At 67.7% G+C, this 15,729-nt stretch carries 17 protein-coding genes and 1 tRNA gene; 6 read left to right on the top strand and 12 right to left on the bottom strand.

Features of this window, described 5'->3' with window-relative positions:
- Positions 1-10: 10 nt before the first annotated feature.
- From OCEPR_RS07665 to OCEPR_RS07655, 3 genes are all read left to right on the top strand, one after another.
- Positions 11-460 carry a hypothetical protein gene (locus OCEPR_RS07665; RefSeq protein ID WP_013458141.1) on the top strand — a complete coding sequence of 150 codons (450 nt, stop codon included), beginning with the start codon at positions 11-13 and terminating at the stop codon, positions 458-460.
- 24 nt (positions 461-484) lie between these two features.
- Positions 485-1,072: a hypothetical protein gene (locus tag OCEPR_RS07660; protein ID WP_041554111.1), complete on the top strand. Its 588-nt coding sequence runs from the start codon at positions 485-487 to the stop codon at positions 1,070-1,072.
- 48 nt (positions 1,073-1,120) lie between these two features.
- Positions 1,121-1,197 (top strand) — tRNA-Ile (locus tag OCEPR_RS07655).
- Between the two features lie 12 nt (positions 1,198-1,209).
- On the opposite strand, the gene OCEPR_RS07650 is transcribed toward OCEPR_RS07655, so the two are convergent.
- The 3 genes from OCEPR_RS07650 to OCEPR_RS07645 all read right to left on the bottom strand — a co-directional run bounded on the left by OCEPR_RS07650 (position 1,210) and on the right by OCEPR_RS07645 (position 3,379).
- Positions 1,210-2,118 carry a tyrosine-type recombinase/integrase gene (locus OCEPR_RS07650; protein ID WP_013458139.1) on the bottom strand — a complete coding sequence of 303 codons (909 nt, stop codon included), beginning with the start codon at positions 2,116-2,118 and terminating at the stop codon, positions 1,210-1,212.
- Between the two features lie 237 nt (positions 2,119-2,355).
- Positions 2,356-2,919, bottom strand: a complete 564-nt coding sequence (locus OCEPR_RS12825) for a hypothetical protein (protein ID WP_148229281.1) — start codon at positions 2,917-2,919, stop codon at positions 2,356-2,358.
- Positions 2,920-3,046: 127 nt separating this feature from the next.
- Complete coding sequence (locus tag OCEPR_RS07645; RefSeq protein ID WP_041554109.1) at positions 3,047-3,379, bottom strand: S24 family peptidase; 333 nt, start codon at positions 3,377-3,379, stop codon at positions 3,047-3,049.
- A gap of 346 nt (positions 3,380-3,725) precedes the next feature.
- Here OCEPR_RS07645 and OCEPR_RS07640 point away from each other — a divergent pair, with 346 nt between their 5' ends.
- Complete coding sequence (locus tag OCEPR_RS07640; RefSeq protein ID WP_013458137.1) at positions 3,726-5,360, top strand: dynamin family protein; 1,635 nt, start codon at positions 3,726-3,728, stop codon at positions 5,358-5,360.
- On the opposite strand, the gene OCEPR_RS07635 is transcribed toward OCEPR_RS07640, so the two are convergent.
- The 5 genes from OCEPR_RS07635 to sdhC all read right to left on the bottom strand — a co-directional run bounded on the left by OCEPR_RS07635 (position 5,357) and on the right by sdhC (position 9,246).
- Complete coding sequence (locus tag OCEPR_RS07635; protein WP_013458136.1) at positions 5,357-5,944, bottom strand: DJ-1/PfpI family protein; 588 nt, start codon at positions 5,942-5,944, stop codon at positions 5,357-5,359. The two genes, OCEPR_RS07640 and OCEPR_RS07635, sit on opposite strands and share 4 nt — an antisense overlap.
- Before the next feature lie 84 nt (positions 5,945-6,028).
- Entirely contained in the window at positions 6,029-6,730 is a 702-nt protein-coding gene (locus OCEPR_RS07630) for a succinate dehydrogenase iron-sulfur subunit (protein WP_013458135.1), read from the bottom strand.
- Positions 6,731-6,740: 10 nt separating this feature from the next.
- Positions 6,741-8,480, bottom strand: a complete 1,740-nt coding sequence (gene sdhA / locus OCEPR_RS07625) for a succinate dehydrogenase flavoprotein subunit (protein WP_013458134.1) — start codon at positions 8,478-8,480, stop codon at positions 6,741-6,743.
- Between the two features lie 2 nt (positions 8,481-8,482).
- Positions 8,483-8,884 carry a succinate dehydrogenase, hydrophobic membrane anchor protein gene (gene sdhD / locus OCEPR_RS07620; protein ID WP_013458133.1) on the bottom strand — a complete coding sequence of 134 codons (402 nt, stop codon included), beginning with the start codon at positions 8,882-8,884 and terminating at the stop codon, positions 8,483-8,485.
- Positions 8,884-9,246, bottom strand: a complete 363-nt coding sequence (gene sdhC, locus OCEPR_RS07615; RefSeq protein ID WP_013458132.1) for a succinate dehydrogenase, cytochrome b556 subunit — start codon at positions 9,244-9,246, stop codon at positions 8,884-8,886. Before sdhC ends, sdhD begins: the two co-directional genes overlap by 1 nt.
- A gap of 154 nt (positions 9,247-9,400) precedes the next feature.
- Between sdhC and OCEPR_RS07610 the strand changes: the two genes are divergently transcribed.
- Complete coding sequence (locus OCEPR_RS07610) at positions 9,401-9,820, top strand: hypothetical protein (RefSeq protein WP_013458131.1); 420 nt, start codon at positions 9,401-9,403, stop codon at positions 9,818-9,820.
- On the opposite strand, the gene OCEPR_RS07605 is transcribed toward OCEPR_RS07610, so the two are convergent.
- Positions 9,807-11,267 (bottom strand): bifunctional ADP-dependent NAD(P)H-hydrate dehydratase/NAD(P)H-hydrate epimerase, encoded by a 1,461-nt coding sequence (locus OCEPR_RS07605; protein ID WP_013458130.1) that lies wholly within the window; start codon positions 11,265-11,267, stop codon positions 9,807-9,809. The genes OCEPR_RS07610 and OCEPR_RS07605 overlap by 14 nt on opposite strands.
- 3 nt (positions 11,268-11,270) lie before the next feature.
- The gene (locus tag OCEPR_RS07600; RefSeq protein ID WP_013458129.1) at positions 11,271-12,338 is read right to left on the bottom strand and encodes a potassium channel family protein; all 1,068 of its coding nucleotides are present in this window, start codon (positions 12,336-12,338) and stop codon (positions 11,271-11,273) included.
- 38 nt (positions 12,339-12,376) lie between these two features.
- Between OCEPR_RS07600 and OCEPR_RS07595 the strand changes: the two genes are divergently transcribed.
- A complete protein-coding gene (locus OCEPR_RS07595; protein WP_013458128.1) occupies positions 12,377-13,123 on the top strand; it encodes an SIR2 family NAD-dependent protein deacylase in 747 nt (248 codons plus the stop codon).
- Here OCEPR_RS07595 and der read toward each other — a convergent pair.
- Complete coding sequence (gene der / locus OCEPR_RS07590; RefSeq protein ID WP_013458127.1) at positions 13,120-14,421, bottom strand: ribosome biogenesis GTPase Der; 1,302 nt, start codon at positions 14,419-14,421, stop codon at positions 13,120-13,122. The two genes, OCEPR_RS07595 and der, sit on opposite strands and share 4 nt — an antisense overlap.
- A gap of 66 nt (positions 14,422-14,487) precedes the next feature.
- Entirely contained in the window at positions 14,488-15,705 is a 1,218-nt protein-coding gene (gene glyA, locus OCEPR_RS07585) for a serine hydroxymethyltransferase (RefSeq protein ID WP_013458126.1), read from the bottom strand.
- Positions 15,706-15,729 lie beyond the last annotated feature (24 nt).

The following is a 15,729-nucleotide window of genomic DNA, read 5'->3' as shown; positions in this document are numbered from 1 at the left end:
AGGTGATGGTATGAGGAAAGTTCTAGCAGTTGCAGCGTTGATGATGGTGTTGTCCTTCGCCTCGGCCAAGAGCTACATGGGTGTGTTCTCGGGTTACCCCGAAGCCATCGGTGTGCAGTACACGATGGACAGCGGCATGCGGTTCAGCATCGGGTTGCCGGTCTTCGGCGGATTCGGCGTGGCCGGTTCGGCGGACATGATCATGGGCAGCGGCCCGCTGGGGGTCGAGGGCTTCGACCTCAACTACTACTACGGCGCCGGCGTCTCGGCCTTCTTCGTGAACTACACCTTCTACGGGAGCGCCTTCGGCGTGAACGGCCACGGTCTGCTGGGCGTCGAGTGGATGATCCCCGACACCAACTTCGGGGTGTTCTCCGAAGCCCAGATCGGGGCCGAGTACGACTCGTACTTCGCCTTCGGTCCCTTCTTCGGCGGTCGTTTCGGCGTCAACTTCCGCTAATCTTCGGCTGTTACGATGGGGGAGATGCGCAGGTATCTCCCCCTTCTCCTTTTGTTCCTGTTCGCCGGATGTTCCCGCAGCGGCGACGCGATGGCTCCGCTTCTGGGCATCACCCAGCCGCGCAGCGGCGCGGTGAGCGAAGGGCAGAAGGTGACCGTCGAGGGCTACGCCTTCGACGACTCCGGGGTCGAGAGCGTGCGCGTGGGGGGGCAGGAGGTGCTGCCCCAGGCCGAGCGCGGACGCAAGCTGGTGCAGTTTCGCTTCCTGGTCGAGGCCAAGAAGGGCGGTCAGGTCGAGCTCGAGCTCGAGGCTCGGGACACCGGCGGCCAGGTGCGCAAACTGAAGCTGCCGCTCACCCTCGACACCGAGAAGCCGAAGTTGGTGCTCGAGCGCGTCGAGCTGACCGAGGACAAGCTGCTCCGCATCGTGGGCAAGGCGACCGACGACGTGGAGGTGGACCGGGTGGTCGTGAAGTACGGCAAGACCTTCAGCCGTCTGCCGCTGCCGCGCGGCAAGGAGGTCAGCTTCATGATTCAGGTGCCGGCCACCTCGGCCACGGTAATCGCCGTGGATGCCGTCGGGCAGCGGGTCGAGCGCGTGGCCAAACCTTGACAGCCCCCCGCGGGGTTGATACGATATCCCGTGCTGGGCGACCGACGAGGGCGATTAGCTCAGCTGGTTAGAGCGCACGCCTGATAAGCGTGAGGTCGGTGGTTCAAGTCCACCATCGCCCACCACCAGGACGGGGTTTAGGCCCCGTCCTCTTTTTGTTGGCTGACCCCAGTGACCCCAGTTGGGGTCTCGCCGGGCACCGGGAAAAGCCCGTGCAGGGCGCGCGCCGCGCGCACCAGCTCGCCGGGCTCGACGTGGTGCGTGTAGATGTCGTGGACGTCCCGGATCTGGTGGCCAAGGATCTGCATCCGCACCTCGCGCCCGATGCCCGCCTGGCGCATCAGGTTGGCCGCGGTGTGGCGCAGGTCGTGGAGGCGGATGCGCGGCACGCCGGCCTCGGCGATGGCCGCGCGGAGGTCGCGCCGAACGTTGTTGTGGCTCAGCAGGCGGCCGTTACTGGCCGGGATGAGCCAGCCCTGTTCGTCCCAGCTGGGCAGCCCGGCTTCGGCCTCGCGCCGTTCCAGCCAGGTTGAGAGGGCCACGGCGAGATCGTCCGGGGCGTAGACCGTTCGGCGCGCCGCGGGCGTCTTGACTCCGGCCAAAGAACCTTCGACCGTGGCCGTGCACTCGGTACGCAGCCTCAACGACCCCACCGCGGGGTCGTGCGCCCAGTCGCCCACCTCGAAGGCTATGGCCCCGCCCACGCGCAGGCCTAGGGCGAGCATGATGCGGTAGAGGGAGCAGAGGCGGCGCTTCTGGGCGGCGGCCAGGAACCTGCGGGCCTCGTCGAGCGTCCACGCCTGCCCGCTGGTCTGCCGCGGCTGCCTGGGCAGCTTGACCGGCGCCGCGGCGTTGCGGTGCAGCAGCTCCAGGGCCTCGGCCTCGGCCAGGGCATTGCGCAGCATCTGCAGGGCGCGCAGCTTGGTTCGGTGCGAGTAGTCGAGGCCATCGAGCCAGTCCTGCACCTGCATCGGGGTCAGGTCCTCGAGGAGGCGGTCTCCGAGCGCCTGGTTGATGATGTCGGCTAGCCTGGAGTCCTCGTGCACCTTGGTTGACGCAAGTATGCACGGACTGGCCAACTGGCACTCAAGCCAAGCCGCCACCGTCCACCCCGAGTGCAAGCGCTGCCCGGTTCCACGTCTGGCTCGGTGTACAGGGCACAGTCGCCCTATGGCGACCGTACTTAGCGGCCGATGCGCCGCCCGTCCACTTGCACCCGTACCTCTATGCGGTCGTCGCGACGCAGCTTCGAGTTTGGAAGAAGGTCGGGTGACGGGGCGTGGCTATCCTTCCCCGATCTCTGCTTCTAAGCGGTTTAAATTGTCTTGAACTATATTTATTAAGTGTGCTTGCAATTCATCCGGTATGTCGTCATTTTTTAGCTCAAAAAGAGCATCCATATAGATCTCTCTAGCTTTTTTAAGGTAGCCTTTGAATTCATATTTTTGAGCTTTTGTTATCAAATCTTGAATGATATGTTCACGAATCTTCACAATGATATCGTATTTAATTGCAGATATTTGCGACGGATCACTCATCAACGATTCAAAATCGACAAGCTTGCTGAGGAAACGCTTGTAATGAGTTGCCTTCTGTTTCGGAGTATCAGAAACTACCGCCTTGGAATCCGTTTTCTTGGCTTCTTCAGCTAAAAGGTCAATCAATAATTCGTCGGCAGCACTTAACATATCCCTGCGCATTTGAGAAACACTGTAATCAAAGACAGAGATGCCTTTTGACTCAAATTCATCTTCTAAATGGTTAAGCACTTCTAAAATATCGTCTCTTTTGGAAATAATAGTTTTAGGATGCTTCGTTTTTTGCATCGCTGAGAAATAGCCTTGCACTCTTGTTAGGTAATGTTTTATCTGAGGGTATACAAATTTTGCACAATCACGACAGATGCCGTTCTTGTCTACTGCGAGAAACAAACCACCCCGACCACAATATTTGCACTTAGCCATTGCTGCTCACTCAACTCACCCGACTGTAGCTAAGCTTCCCGTAGGTTTGCCCGACCACCCACACCACGTCCCCGGCCGGGAAGAAGTCGTTGGTGGGCTTGTCGGACAAGAACCAAGGTGCATCACTGACGCGCCGCAGGCGCTTTGCCATGAGGCCCTGGCCGGGGAGCTCCACGAGGAAGACCTCTCCGCGTACTAAATCTGTGAGGAGCGTAGCCACGATAACCACGTTGCCGTCACGGATCGTGTTGGGGGTGCCATCATCCATCGAGTCACCCTGGACCTCGAACGCGATAGCTTCAGGGCGCATCATGTCTTCTCGGATGGGCACTGCGTACTCCACCGGTTTGCCTCCATTGGCTGCGCCTACTACAGATCATAGTATATCCCGCGGGGAGGGTGGTGGGAACTTGAACATTCAGCGTAGATAGTTTGGGCAGCTCGTGCCCCGTTTTATTCCGAGAACTCATCAGGCGTCCACTGCAGCGCCCGCGGCAGTCCCATGATTTTTGTGCGGACAAGTTCTACGGGCTTGTGCGCTCCGCCTCTATTCTGAGTAAGCCGACTACAGCTAATCCCGGTAACTTTCGCATGAGGTCGGTGGTTCAAGTCCACCATCGCCCACCAGAGAGCCGGGGAAACCCGGCTTTTTTTGTTGGCGTTTCACCGTGGGCTGGTAGCATGAGGGCGTGATCGACCCCGAACTGCAACGCCTGGCGGGCGAGGTGCGCGGGCTGCTCGCCGAAGGCCTGGAAGCGCTTGCGCAAGCCGGGGAGACGACGACCCCCCTGCGCCAGGCGCTTCAGGACCTGGAGGGCCCCTTCCTGCTCGTGGTCGCGGGCGAGTTCAACAGCGGCAAGTCGAGCCTGCTCAACGCCCTGCTGGGCCGGGAGCTGTTGCGCGAGGGGGTGACCCCGACGACCGACCGCATCCAGTGGATCGCCTACGGGGAGGAGCCGGGCAGCCGGGCCCTGGAGCCGGGCCTGGTGGTGCTGCGGCTGCCCCACCCCTTGCTCAAGGACGTCCACCTGGTGGACACCCCGGGCACCAACGCGGTGATCGAGCACCACCAGATCCTGACCGAGCGCTTCCTGCCCCGCGCCGACCTGATCCTCTTCACCACCAGCGCCGACCGCCCCTACACCGCCAGCGAGCGCGACTTCCTCGAGCTCATCAGGGGTTGGGGCAAGAAGGTCGTGCTCGTCGTCAACAAGCTCGATCTGCTGGGGCCTGACGAGGCCGAAGAAGTGCTCGCTTACGTCCGCGAGCAGGCCGCCCGTACGCTGGGCGTCGAACCCCCGGTCTTCGGGGTTTCGGCCCGACGGGCGCGCGCCGGGGAGGACGGGGGCGTAAAGGAGCTCGAGGCCTTCATCGAGCGCGTGCTGCGCGAGGAGGCGGCGCGCATCAAGCTGGGCTCGCCGCTGGGCGTGCTCGAGCGCTTGCTGGAGCAGGGCGAGGGGCGGCTCGGGCCCGAGGCCCAGGCGCTGGAGTCCGAACTCGAGACCTGCGCCCGCCTGGAAGCCCTGCTCGAGCGGCACGAGGGGCGCGTGCGCGAGGAGTTTCGGGGCCAGACGGCGCAGCTGCGCGAGGTCGTGGCCCGGGTCCGCCGGCGTGCGGCGCGGTGGCTCGACGAAACCCTGCGCTTCGGCCGCCTCTTCGACCTGATGAACGCGAGCAAGATCCAGAAGTCCTTCGAGGCCGAGGTGGTGGGGGAGGCCCACCGCGAACTCGAGCGCAAGATCCAGGAGAGCCTGGCCTGGCTCGCCCGCGCCGAGCGCGACCTGCTGGCCTCCGCCCTCGACCTCCTCAACACGCGCGGCGGCGCCCGCGCCTACGAAGGCGATGGCCCGACCCTCTCGGAGCAGGTGACGCGGGCCCTGGAGGCCTACGACCCCGAGGCCGAGGCCCGCGACCTCCAGGGCCTGCTCAGCCGCGCACTGCAGCACACCGCGCTGGCCGAACTGGGGGCGGTGGGTCTGGGGGCGGGGCTGGCGCTGGCCCTGCACGGCCTGGCCGCCGACGTGACCGGCGTCACCGCCGGCCTGGTGGCGGCGGTGCTGGGGCTCTCGATCCTGCCGCGCCGCAAGCGCACCGCCCAGCGGCGGATCGACGAAGGGCTCGACCGCCTCGAGCGCGAGCTCACCGAGGGGCTCGAGGCCACCCTGGAGGGCGAACTGGCGCGTTCGGCCGAGCGCTTCCGCGCCCTCTACCGCGACCGCTGCGCCGAGCTGGAAGACCGCCGGCAAAAGCTGCAGGCGCTCCGCGAGCGCCTGCAGGAGTTGCGCCGGCGGGCCGGCGCGCTGCGGATCGAGCTCGAAGCCTAGGGTTCGATGCGGGTCCCCAGCAACTCCAGGAACTGCCGGATCCACTCAGGGTGCGCCGGCCACGCCGGCGCGGTGACGAAGTTGCGGTCGGTGTGGGCGTTGGTGAAGGTGTCGTTGGGCCCGATGTACTTCGCGCCCGCCAGTTCGACTTCGGGACCCACGGCCGGGTAGGCGCTGATCTCGTAGCCCTCGATCACCCGCGCCGCGGCCAGGATCTGGGCCCCGTGGCAGATCGCGGCGATGGGCTTGCCCGCGGCCGCGAAGGCCTGGGTGTGCTTGATCACGCGCGGGTTGAGCCGCAGGTACTCGGGCGCGCGGCCGCCGGGGATGAGCAGGGCGTCGTAGTCGTCGGGGTTCACCAGGTCGAAGTCGGCGTTGACCGCGAAGTTGTGCCCCACCTTCTCGCTGTAGGTCTGGTCGCCCTCGAAGTCGTGAATGGCGGTCTTGACGCTGTCGCCCGGCTTCTTGCCGGGGCAGACCGCGTCCACCTGGTGGCCCGCCATCAGCAGCATCTGGAAGGGCACCATCGCCTCGTAGTCCTCCATGTAGTCGCCGACGAACATAAGGATCCTCTTCTGCGCCATCTTGAACCTCCTTTTCCGTTCGTCCACCATTCTACAAAAGAAAGGCGCGGGGCCGGGGCCCCGCGCCGGTGCGCCTGCGGATGCTCAGACCTGGTTGAGCATGATCGCGCGCTTCACCTCTTCGATCAGGTGGGTGACGGGAATCTCGCGCGGGCAGGCCTCGGTGCAGTTGTAGGCGGTGCGGCAGCGCCACACGCCGCCGCCGCCCGAGAGGGCCCGGAAGCGCTCGGCGTTGCCCTGGTCGCGGCTGTCGAAGATGAAACGGTGGGCGTTGACGATGGCCGAGGGACCGATGTAGGTGCCGTTGATCCAGAAGACGGGGCAGGAGGTGGTGCAGGCCGCGCAGAGGATGCACTTGGTGCCCTCGTCGAAGATCTCCCGCTCCTCGGGGCTTTGCAGCCGTTCGCGGGCGGGCGGGGGGTCGTTGTTGATGAAGTAGGGCTTGACCGCCTTGTAGGCCTTGAAGAAGGGCTCCATGTCGACGACCAGGTCCTTCTCCACCGGAAGGCCGCGGATGGGCTCGACGGTGATCGTGTCCCCGCTGAGGTCCTGCACCAGCGTCTTGCAGGCGAGCCGGTTGACGCCGTTGATCATCATGGCGCAGGAGCCGCAGATGGCGTGGCCGCAGCTGCGCCGGAAGGCCAGCGTTCCGTCGGTCTCCCACTTCACCTTGTGCAGCAGGTCGAGGACCCGGTCCATAGGTTCGGCATCCAGCTGGTAGCTCTCCCAGTGGGGGGCCTGATCCGCTTCGGGGTTGTACCGCAAGAGTTTCAGTGTTACGCGCATCGTCCCCTCCCTAGTAGGTGCGCGGCTTGGGCTCGAAGCGGCCCAGCACCACGGGCTTGTACGCGAAGCGCACCTTGCCGGGGGCCTCCCGGTAGACCAGGGTGTGCTTCAGCCAGTTGTCGTCGTCGCGATCGGGGTAGTCTTCGCGGGCGTGCGCGCCGCGCGACTCCTTCCGGTTCTTGGCGGAGTGCACCAGCGCTTCGGCGTTGTCGAGCAGGAAGCCCAGCTCGAGCGCATCGATGAGGTCGGCGTTGAACCGGTCCCCCTTGTCCTGGATGACGACGTTCCGGTAGCGCTCCATCAGCTCCTGGACGATGCCCACCTGCTTCTCCAGCAGCTCCTCGGTGCGGAAGACCGAGGCGTTGTCCATCATGGTCTCCTGGAGGTCCTTGCGGATGGCGAACGGCGTCTCGCCCTTGCTGCGCGACTTGATGCCGTCGATCAGCTCGCGGCTCGGGTCGGCGGCGTCGGGGGGCAGGTCGACGAAGGACTCGACCTCCGAGAAGCGCGCCGAGGCCAGGCCGGCGCGGCGCCCGAAGACCACCAGGTCGCCCAGCGAGTTCGTACCCAGGCGGTTGGCGCCGTGGAGGCTGACGCAGGCGGCCTCGCCCACCGCGTAGAGGCCCGGGATCACGGTGCCGTCGCCGTCCTTGATCACCTCGCCGTTCAGCGTGGTGGGGATGCCGCCCATGGCGTAGTGGGCGGTGGGCACCACCGGGATCGGCTCCTTGATCGGGTCCACCCCCAGGTAGGTGCGCGAGAACTCGGCGATGTCGGGGAGCTTGTGCTCGATGATCTCGGGATCCAGGTGGGTGAGGTCGAGGCAGATGTAGTCCTTGTTGGGTCCGCAACCGCGCCCTTCCTTGATCTCCAGGTACATGGCCCGGCTGACCATGTCGCGCGGGGCCAGGTCCTTGATCGTCGGTGCGTACCGCTCCATGAAGCGCTCGCCGCTCGCGTTGCGCAGGATCCCGCCCTCGCCGCGGGCGCCCTCGGTGACCAGGATGCCCAGGCGGTAGAGGCCGGTGGGGTGGAACTGGAAGAACTCCATGTCTTCCAGGGGGATCCAGCCCTTGCGGTAGAGGATCGACTGCAGGTCGCCGGCGAGCGTGAAGGCGTTCGAGGTGACCTTGAACATGCGGCCGAAGCCGCCCGTGGCGATCACGATCGACTTGGCCATGAAGGTGTGGAGCTCGCCGGTGGCGAACTCGAGCGCCACCACCCCGATGGCCCGGCCGTCTTCGGTGAAGATCACGTCGAGGACGTGGAACTCGTTGTAGAAGGTGATGCCCTGCTTGATCGACTGCTGGTAGAGGGTCTGCAGGATCATGTGCCCGGTGCGGTCGGCCGCGTGGGCGGCGCGGTGCACCGGGGCCTTGCCGTACTCGCGGGTGTGTCCGCCGAAGCGCCGTTGCGAGATCTTGCCGTTGGGCAGGCGGTCGAAGGGCAGGCCCATGTGCTCGAGGTCGATCACGGCGTCGATGACCTCACGCGCGAACACCTCGGCGGCGTCCTGGTCGGTCAGGTAGTCGCCGCCCTTGACGGTGTCGAACATGTGCCATTCCCAGTGGTCTTCCTCGACGTTGCCCAGGGCCGCGCCGATGCCGCCCTGGGCCGCACCGGTGTGGCTGCGGGTGGGGTAGAGCTTGCTCACGACCCCGACGTTGGCGCCGTGGCGCGCCGCGAACAGCGCTGCGGTCAAGCCCGAGCCGCCGGCTCCGATGACGAGAACATCATGTACGTGTGCCACGGCTAACCTCCTACCTTGTTGAACGGGAAGCTGAAGAGGACCATGGTGCCGGTAGCGATCAGCAACGCGACCAGGAAGTAGAGCACGAACTTGATAAAGCTGCGCCAGCCGGCGTGGTGGACGTAGTCGTCGATCACGTAGCGCAGGCCGTTGGTGCCGTGGAGCATCGCCAGCGCGAGCATGACCAGGTCGTAGACCTTGATCAGCGGCTGCGAGAATCTGGACGCGACGTAGTCGTAGTCGATCGAGGTGTTGCTGATCATGATGTTGTTCATGTAGATGTGGCCCAGCACCAGGAAGACCAGCAGCACCCCGGAGACGCGCATGAAGACCCACCAGATGAGCTCGATGTTGGTGCTGGCCTGCTGGCGGGCTTCGTTGAAGTTACGGGTCTTGATCGCCATCAGTGACCTCCGCCCCCGAAGATTTCGGGCAGGATCTTGATCATCGTGGGGATGTAGAGGAGCGCAAACAGCACCAGGACGCCGTACCACAGCTTCTGCTGCATGCGCGTCCCCCAGGAGGTGAAGTCCATGATGAGGATGCGCAGTCCGTTGAGGGCGTGGTAGAGCACCGCTCCGATCACGCCGAGCAGACCGAGCTGGAACAGGGGCTGGTGAAAGAACTCGAGGATCGCGTTGGAGTACTTGGCACCGAACATCGCGGCCGTGAGCTCGCCTACGTGAACCAGCAGGTAGAGCAGGATCGCGACCCCGGTGATCCGGTGGAGGTAAAAAGCCCATTGCCCTTCTCTTCCGCGGTACATATCGCCTCCTTTTACGCCCATAAGTTTAGCACCGCACGCAGCCGTCTCATCCATTTAACGCCCGCGGGCACGCGCCATCCAAGGGGCGAAAGCCCCCTGCCGGCAGCCTAGCACCGGGCCCGGAATGGTAAGGTGACCCCAGGAGGGATCCGCCTTGCAGCAGCTGGCCTACGGCACCCGGATCACGATCGACGCCCGCCATCTGGCCCTCGAAAGCATGGAAGTCGAGGCGCGCGCCCAGGCGCTGGCGGACGCCTGGCCCCTGGGCGGGGGCCTGCGCCGCCACCGCGTCGAGGACGGCGGCGTGACCCTGGCGTTCTTGGGTTCCCAGGGCTCCCTTTTGCTCCACGTCTTTCCCGGGGAAGCGCGCCTCACCGTCGTGGCCTTCACGGTGGGGGCGGTCTCCGCGGCGGCCTTCGTCGCCCGCGTCGAGGAGCTGTTCGAACTGGGCGTCTACGACCTGCGCCGCAGCCGCTACGGCCACTTCTTCCCCCAGGAGGAGGCGCTGCTCGAGCGGGTGCTGCTGGGCGAGCGCTTCCTGGCGAAGGCCCGCGCCGCCGCTACCGTGGGCTGAGCAGACCGGCTTCCCAGTAAGGGCGCAGGTAGCCGAGCTCGAGCTTCTCCCGCACCACGGGCAGGGCCTCGGCCAGTTCGTGCGCGGTCAGCCCGATCCGGCCCAGGTGGTCGCCGGCGAGACCGTGCAGGTAAACGCCCAGACGCGCCGCGTCCCAGGGGGCGAGGCCCGCGGCCAGGAAGGCCGCGATCGCGCCCGAAAGCACGTCGCCGGCCCCGCCCGTCGCCATCGCCGGGTTGCCGGTGGTGTTCACGGCGGCGCGGCCGGGTTCGCAGAGGACGGTAGGCCCGCCCTTGAGCACCGCGGTCGTGCGGAAGCGGCGCGCCAGCTCGCAGGCGGAGCCCAGCGGGTCCTGCACCACCGTTCCCACGCCGGTCTCCAGGAGCCTGGCCGCCTCGCCCGGGTGGGGGGTGATCACCGTGGGCACAGCGGCCGCGGCGTAGGCCTTCACCACCTCGGGGTAGAGGGCGTCGGCGTCGAGGACGGTGGGCTTCTTGAGCTTCAACGCCGCCCGCGCCGCGGCCCCGCCGCCGCTGCCGCCGCCCATCCCCACGGCCAGGGCCTCGGCCTTGGCCTCGAAGAGGCGGGCGTCCTGCCAGCGGCTGACCGGGAGCCGCACGGCTTCGAGCGGGGGGTCCACCCGGGCGTCGCTGGGGTAGGCCACGGTCACCAGCCCCGCCCCGGCGCGGTAAGCGCCCAGGGCCGCCAGCGCGGGGGCCCCGGTGTACTCGGCCGCGCCGCCGACCACCAGCACCCGGCCCACCGAGCCCTTGTGGGCGTGGCCGGGGCGAGACGGCAGCAGCGCGCGCATGGTTTCGGGGTCCAGCAGCTCGGGCAGTTCCCGCGGCTCCAGCAGCGCCGGCGGCAGGCCGATGGGGGCCAGCTGGATGCGGCCGCAGGCGCTGCGGCCGGGGTAGAAGACGTGGTCGGGCTTCAGGCCCGCCAGCGCCACGGTCAGGTCGGCGCGGACGTGGGGGGCGTAGGGCAGGCCCGAGGGCACGTCCACGGCGACGACGGGCCGGTCCGCGGCGTTGATCCGCTCCGCGAGCTCGGCCCACGCGCCCTCCAGCGGTCGGGTCAGTCCGGTGCCGAAGAGGGCGTCCACCACCACGTCGGCTTCACGCAGATCCACGGCCTCCAGCGGTTCGATCTCCAGGTGGGCCGCCAGCGCCGCGCGCGCAAGCGCGGCGTCGCCGCGGTGCCCCTCGGGGGCGTAGACGCGCACCTCCCGTCCCCAAAGGTGCAGCCAGCGGGCGGCGACCAGCCCGTCGCCGCCGTTGTTGCCCTTGCCGGCGACCACCGCGTAGCTTTCGGCCTCGGGCCAGGCGGCCCGGGCCGCCTCGGCCACCGCCCGGCCCGCCGCTTCCATGAGCAGCAGGCTGGGGTAGCCCAGCTCCACCGCCTGCGCGTCGGCGGCGCGCATCGCCTCGGGGGTGAAGAGCCGCATCGTCTACGCTCCCTTCGCTTCGCGCTCGAGGCGTTCCCTGCGGTTCACGCCCTCCTGGAGCTCCATCTCGCGCACGAACTGCTCGAGCTGTTCCACCGTCGCCATCACGATCACCTGGTCCCCGGGCTTGAAGACGCACTCGGCCGCGGGGGAGACCAGGGTCTCGTCGCCGCGGATGATGGCGAGCACCACGATGCCGTAGCGGCGGTTGAGGTTCAGCTCGGCGATCGACCTGCCGGCCAGCGGGCTGTCGCGGGTGATCAGGATGTCCTCGATCGAGATCGGCGCCCCGCCCCGCCGCAGCGTGGTTTCCAGGAAGTCCACCACCGCGGGGTGCAGCACCAGGCTGGCGAGCCGCCGGCCCCCGATCGCGTAGGGATCGATCACCCGATTGGCCCCCGCCTTGAGCATCTTGGGGATGACCCCCGCGTCCTCCGAGCGGGCCACGATGTAGAGCTCGGGGTTGAGGGCACGCGCGCTCAGGACGATGAATAGGTTGGCGGCGTCGTCGCCGGTGGCCGCGATCAGCCCCTTGGCGCGCTCGATGCCCGCCTTCCTCAGGGTCTCGTCCTCGGTGGCGTCGCCCTCGAGCACGACGTAGCCCTGGTCCGCCGCCCACTGCACCCGCTCGGGGTCGCGCTCGACGACCACGAAGGGTTCGCGCGCCTGGCTCAGCTCCTCGGCCGCCTGGTGGCCGACGCGGCCCAGGCCGGTGAGGATCACGTGTTCCGACAGCGCCGTTACTTTTCGCTCCATCTGCCGCTTCCTCCGTTCGCCGCTCGCCCCCATCTCGACCAGGTAGTCCATGAAGACGCCGAAGACGTAGAACAGGCTGGCGATGCCCGTGGTTCCGATGACCATCGTGAAGATCCGGGCCCCTTCGTCGAGCGGGAAGGGTTCGCTGTAGCCGATCGTGGTGATGGTGATGAAGGTCATGTAGAGCGCGTCGAGCCAGGAGGCCCCGTAGGGCCGCCAGAGCAGCCAGTAGCCCAGGGTGCCCACGGCGGTCACCGTGGCGACCAGGGCCAGAGGCAGGGCCAGGCGGACCTCCAGCCGTTGCGTACGCGCCATACGTCCAATCTAGCACCCTGCGGCGCTATTCTAAGAACATGGAAGTCCAGCAGGCCCAGAGACGGCTCGAAGCCGCCCGGAGGGTGGCCGTGCTGACCGGCGCGGGCGTCAGCGCCGAGTCGGGCATTCCCACCTTCCGCGGCGCGGGCGGGCTCTGGGAGGGGTTCCGCCCCGAGGAGCTGGCCACCCCCGAGGCCTACGCCCGCGACCCCGAGAAGGTGTGGCGCTGGTACGCGATGCGCTACGCCCAGGTGATGGAGGCCGAGCCCAACCCCGCCCACCTGCGGCTCGCGGACCTCGAGCGGCAGAAGGGGGACGGCTTTTTGCTCGTCACCCAGAACGTGGACGGTCTGCACCTGCGCGCCGGCAGCCGGCGCGTGGTCGAGCTGCACGGCAGCATCGCCCGCGCCCGCTGCGAACGCTGCGGCCACCGCCAGTCGTTGCCGCCGCCGGATGCCTTCACCCCGCCGCCGGTCTGCGAACGCTGCGGCGGCCGCATGCGGCCCGACGTGGTCTGGTTCGGCGAGTTCCTGGACGCCGAGCTGCTGGCCCGGGCCGAGCGCGCTTTCATGACCGCTGAGGTGGCGCTGGTGATCGGCACCAGCGCGGTGGTGGAGCCCGCGGCCAGCCTGGGGCGGATGGCCAAGTCCGCGGGGGCCTACCTCATCGAGGTCAACCCCGAGCCCACGCCGCTCACCCCGCTGGCCGACGTTTCGCTGCGGGCCACGGCGGCCCGGGGCATGGAAGCGCTCGTTGGCGCGTCCGCACCGCCCCCGGGGAGCTAGCCCGTCCTGCCCTTGCGCCCGCGCCAGGCGAGCCTGAAGGGGACCTCGCGCAGGTCCAGGTCCTCGCGGATGCGGTTCTTGATGTAGTTTTCGAAGGCGCGGGTGACGAAGTCGGGCTGGTTGACGAAGAAGACGAAGAGCGGCGGGGCCACCTCGGGCTGGGTGACGAAGAAGATCTTGAGGGGCCGGCCGCGGAAGTTGGGCACCCGGGTCTTGGTGAGCCAGACCTGCACCCAGCGGTTCAGGTCGGCGGTGTCGAAGCGCTCGCGCGCCTTATGGTAGAGCCGCGTCGCCAGCTGGAAGATCTTGTGGATGTTCTGCCCGGTCGCCGCCGAGGTGTAAACGATGGGCAGATGCTCGAGGTGAGCCAGCTTTTCGCGAATCTGGCGCCGCACCTCCGGCCGCTCCTCCTTCGGCACGGCGTCCCACTTGGTGACGGCCAGGATCACCGGTTTGCCGGCGTCCAGGGCCTCGTTCGCCATCTTCAGCTCGCGGTCGCCCAGCTCGAACGGGTCCACGGCCAGCACCGCCACGTCGGCTTCCTGGATCACCCGGTGGGCGCGCTGGATGGCGAAGTGCTCCACCGCGGTCTCGGGCCGCTTGCGGATGCCCGCGGTGTCCACCAGCACGAAACGGGTGCCGCCGTAGTCGAGTTCGACGTCGATGCTGTCGCGGGTGGTGCCCGGCTGATCGGAGACGATGACCCGATCCTCGCCCAGGATGGCGTTGAGCAGGCTCGACTTTCCGGCGTTGGGGCGGCCGATGATGGCGATGCGGATGGGCGGGACCTCGACCTCGGTCTCGCCCTCCTCCGCCGGGAGGGCCGCCCAGATGGCGTCCTCGAGCTCTTCCAGCCCGCGGCGGTGCTCCACCGAGGTGGGGATGGGGTCGCCGAAGCCCAGGGCGTAGAGCTCGCCCAGGTAGGCCTCGTGCTTGGGGTGGTCCACCTTGGTGGCCACCAGGCGCACCGGCTTGTTCTTGCGGCGCAGGTAGTCGGCCACTTCGTAGTCGGCCTGGGCCAGCTCGGCGCGGCCGTCCACCAGAAAGAGGACCAGATCGGCCTCCGCGAGCGCCCGGTCCACCTTTTCCTTGATCTTGGGCTCCCAGGCGTCGCCCGACCAGAGGCCGCCGGTGTCCACCAGCTTGAACTTTCCGCGCTCGGTCTCGACCACGGCCTCCTTGAGGTCGCGGGTCACGCCGGCCTCGTCGGCCACCACCGCGTCGCGGCGGCCGAGCAGGCGGTTGTAGAGGCTGGACTTGCCCACGTTGGGGCGACCGACGATGACGACCTTGCGCATGATCCTGGGGCTCCCGACCCGAACCCCTAGTTTAACGTACGGACGCGGCGTTGCCTAGGGCGGGCCCTACGGCATCGGGTGCGCCAGGGCGAAGGCGCGCACCCCTTCGCGCAGCTCTTCCGCGGGCCGGGTCTCGCGCAGCGCCGCGTCCATGAACTCGGCCACCTGCGCCATCTCGCCGGGCTCGAAGCCGCGGGTGGTGATCGCCGCGGTGCCCACGCGGATGCCGCTGGTGACGCGCGGCGGCTGGGGGTCGAAGGGGATGCCGTTCTTGTTGACGGTGATGCCGGCGCGGCCCAGGCGGTCCTCGGCCTCGGCGCCGGTCAGGCCGGCCGGACGCAGGTCCACCAGGAAAAGGTGGTTGTCGGTGCCGCCGGAGACGATGCGGTAGCCGCGGTCCGCCAGGTGCCCCGCGAGCGCCCGGGCGTTTTCGACGACGGTGCGGGCGTAGGCCTTGAACCCGGGCTGCATGGCCTCGAAGAAGGCCACGGCCTTGCCGGCGATCACGTGCTCGAGCGGCCCGCCCTGGATGCCCGGGAAGATGGTCTTGTCGATCTTCTTGCCCAGCTTGGGGTCGCGCGAGAGGATGAGGCCGCCGCGGGGGCCGCGCAGCGTCTTGTGGGTGGTGCTCGTCACCACGTCGGCGTAGGGAACCGGGTTGGGGTGCACGCCCGCGGCCACCAGCCCGGCGAAGTGGGCCATGTCGACGACCAGGTAGGCGTCCACCGCGTCGGCGATGGCGCGGAAGCGTTCGAAGTCGATCGTGCGGGGGTAGGCGCTGGCCCCGGCGACGATGACGCGCGGCCGGTGCTCGCGCGCCAGGCGTTCGACCTCGTCGTAGTCGATGCGCTCGGTTTCGGGGTCCACCCCGTAGCTGACCACCTTATAGAGCTTGCCCGAGAAGTTGACCCGCGAGCCGTGGGTGAGGTGCCCGCCCGCGGCCAGGTCCATGCCCAGCAGGACCTCGCCCGGCTCCATCAGCGTGAAGTAGACGGCCATGTTGGCCTGCGAGCCCGAGTGCGGCTGCACGTTGGCCCACGCGGCGCCGAAGAGTTCGCGGGCGCGCTCGAGGGCCAGGGTCTCGACGCGGTCGACCACCTCGCAGCCGCCGTAGTAGCGACGGCCGGGGTAACCCTCGGCGTACTTGTTGGTGAGGACGCTGCCCACGGCCTCGCGCACCTGGGCGCTGGTGAAGTTCTCGCTGGCGATGAGCTCGAGGCCTTCCGCCTGGCGGCGCGCCTCGAGCTCGATGAGCTGGAACACGGTTTCGTCTCGGGGGCTCATGTCGAGGCGATTATAACCGCCGGG

This window comes from Oceanithermus profundus DSM 14977, assembly GCF_000183745.1.
Classification (GTDB): domain Bacteria; phylum Deinococcota; class Deinococci; order Deinococcales; family Marinithermaceae; genus Oceanithermus; species Oceanithermus profundus.
The sequence above is the reverse complement of the archived record's forward strand: the minus strand, read 5'-3'. Positions and strand labels throughout refer to the sequence as shown.

Bases quoted from the DNA above. Each gene is read 5' to 3' on its own strand.
- der (WP_013458127.1), bottom strand. From the start codon at position 14,421: ATGCGCAAGGTCGTCATCGTCGGTCGCCCCAACGTGGGCAAGTCCAGC.
- OCEPR_RS07665 (WP_013458141.1), top strand. From the start codon at position 11: ATGAGGAAAGTTCTAGCAGTTGCAGCGTTGATGATGGTGTTGTCCTTC.
- OCEPR_RS07660 (WP_041554111.1), top strand. From the start codon at position 485: ATGCGCAGGTATCTCCCCCTTCTCCTTTTGTTCCTGTTCGCCGGATGT.
- glyA (WP_013458126.1), bottom strand. From the start codon at position 15,705: ATGAGCCCCCGAGACGAAACCGTGTTCCAGCTCATCGAGCTCGAGGCG.
- OCEPR_RS07600 (WP_013458129.1), bottom strand. From the start codon at position 12,338: ATGGCGCGTACGCAACGGCTGGAGGTCCGCCTGGCCCTGCCTCTGGCC.
- sdhD (WP_013458133.1), bottom strand. From the start codon at position 8,884: ATGGCGATCAAGACCCGTAACTTCAACGAAGCCCGCCAGCAGGCCAGC.
- OCEPR_RS07635 (WP_013458136.1), bottom strand. From the start codon at position 5,944: ATGGCGCAGAAGAGGATCCTTATGTTCGTCGGCGACTACATGGAGGAC.
- sdhC (WP_013458132.1), bottom strand. From the start codon at position 9,246: ATGTACCGCGGAAGAGAAGGGCAATGGGCTTTTTACCTCCACCGGATC.
- OCEPR_RS07595 (WP_013458128.1), top strand. From the start codon at position 12,377: ATGGAAGTCCAGCAGGCCCAGAGACGGCTCGAAGCCGCCCGGAGGGTG.
- OCEPR_RS07605 (WP_013458130.1), bottom strand. From the start codon at position 11,267: ATGCGGCTCTTCACCCCCGAGGCGATGCGCGCCGCCGACGCGCAGGCG.
- OCEPR_RS07630 (WP_013458135.1), bottom strand. From the start codon at position 6,730: ATGCGCGTAACACTGAAACTCTTGCGGTACAACCCCGAAGCGGATCAG.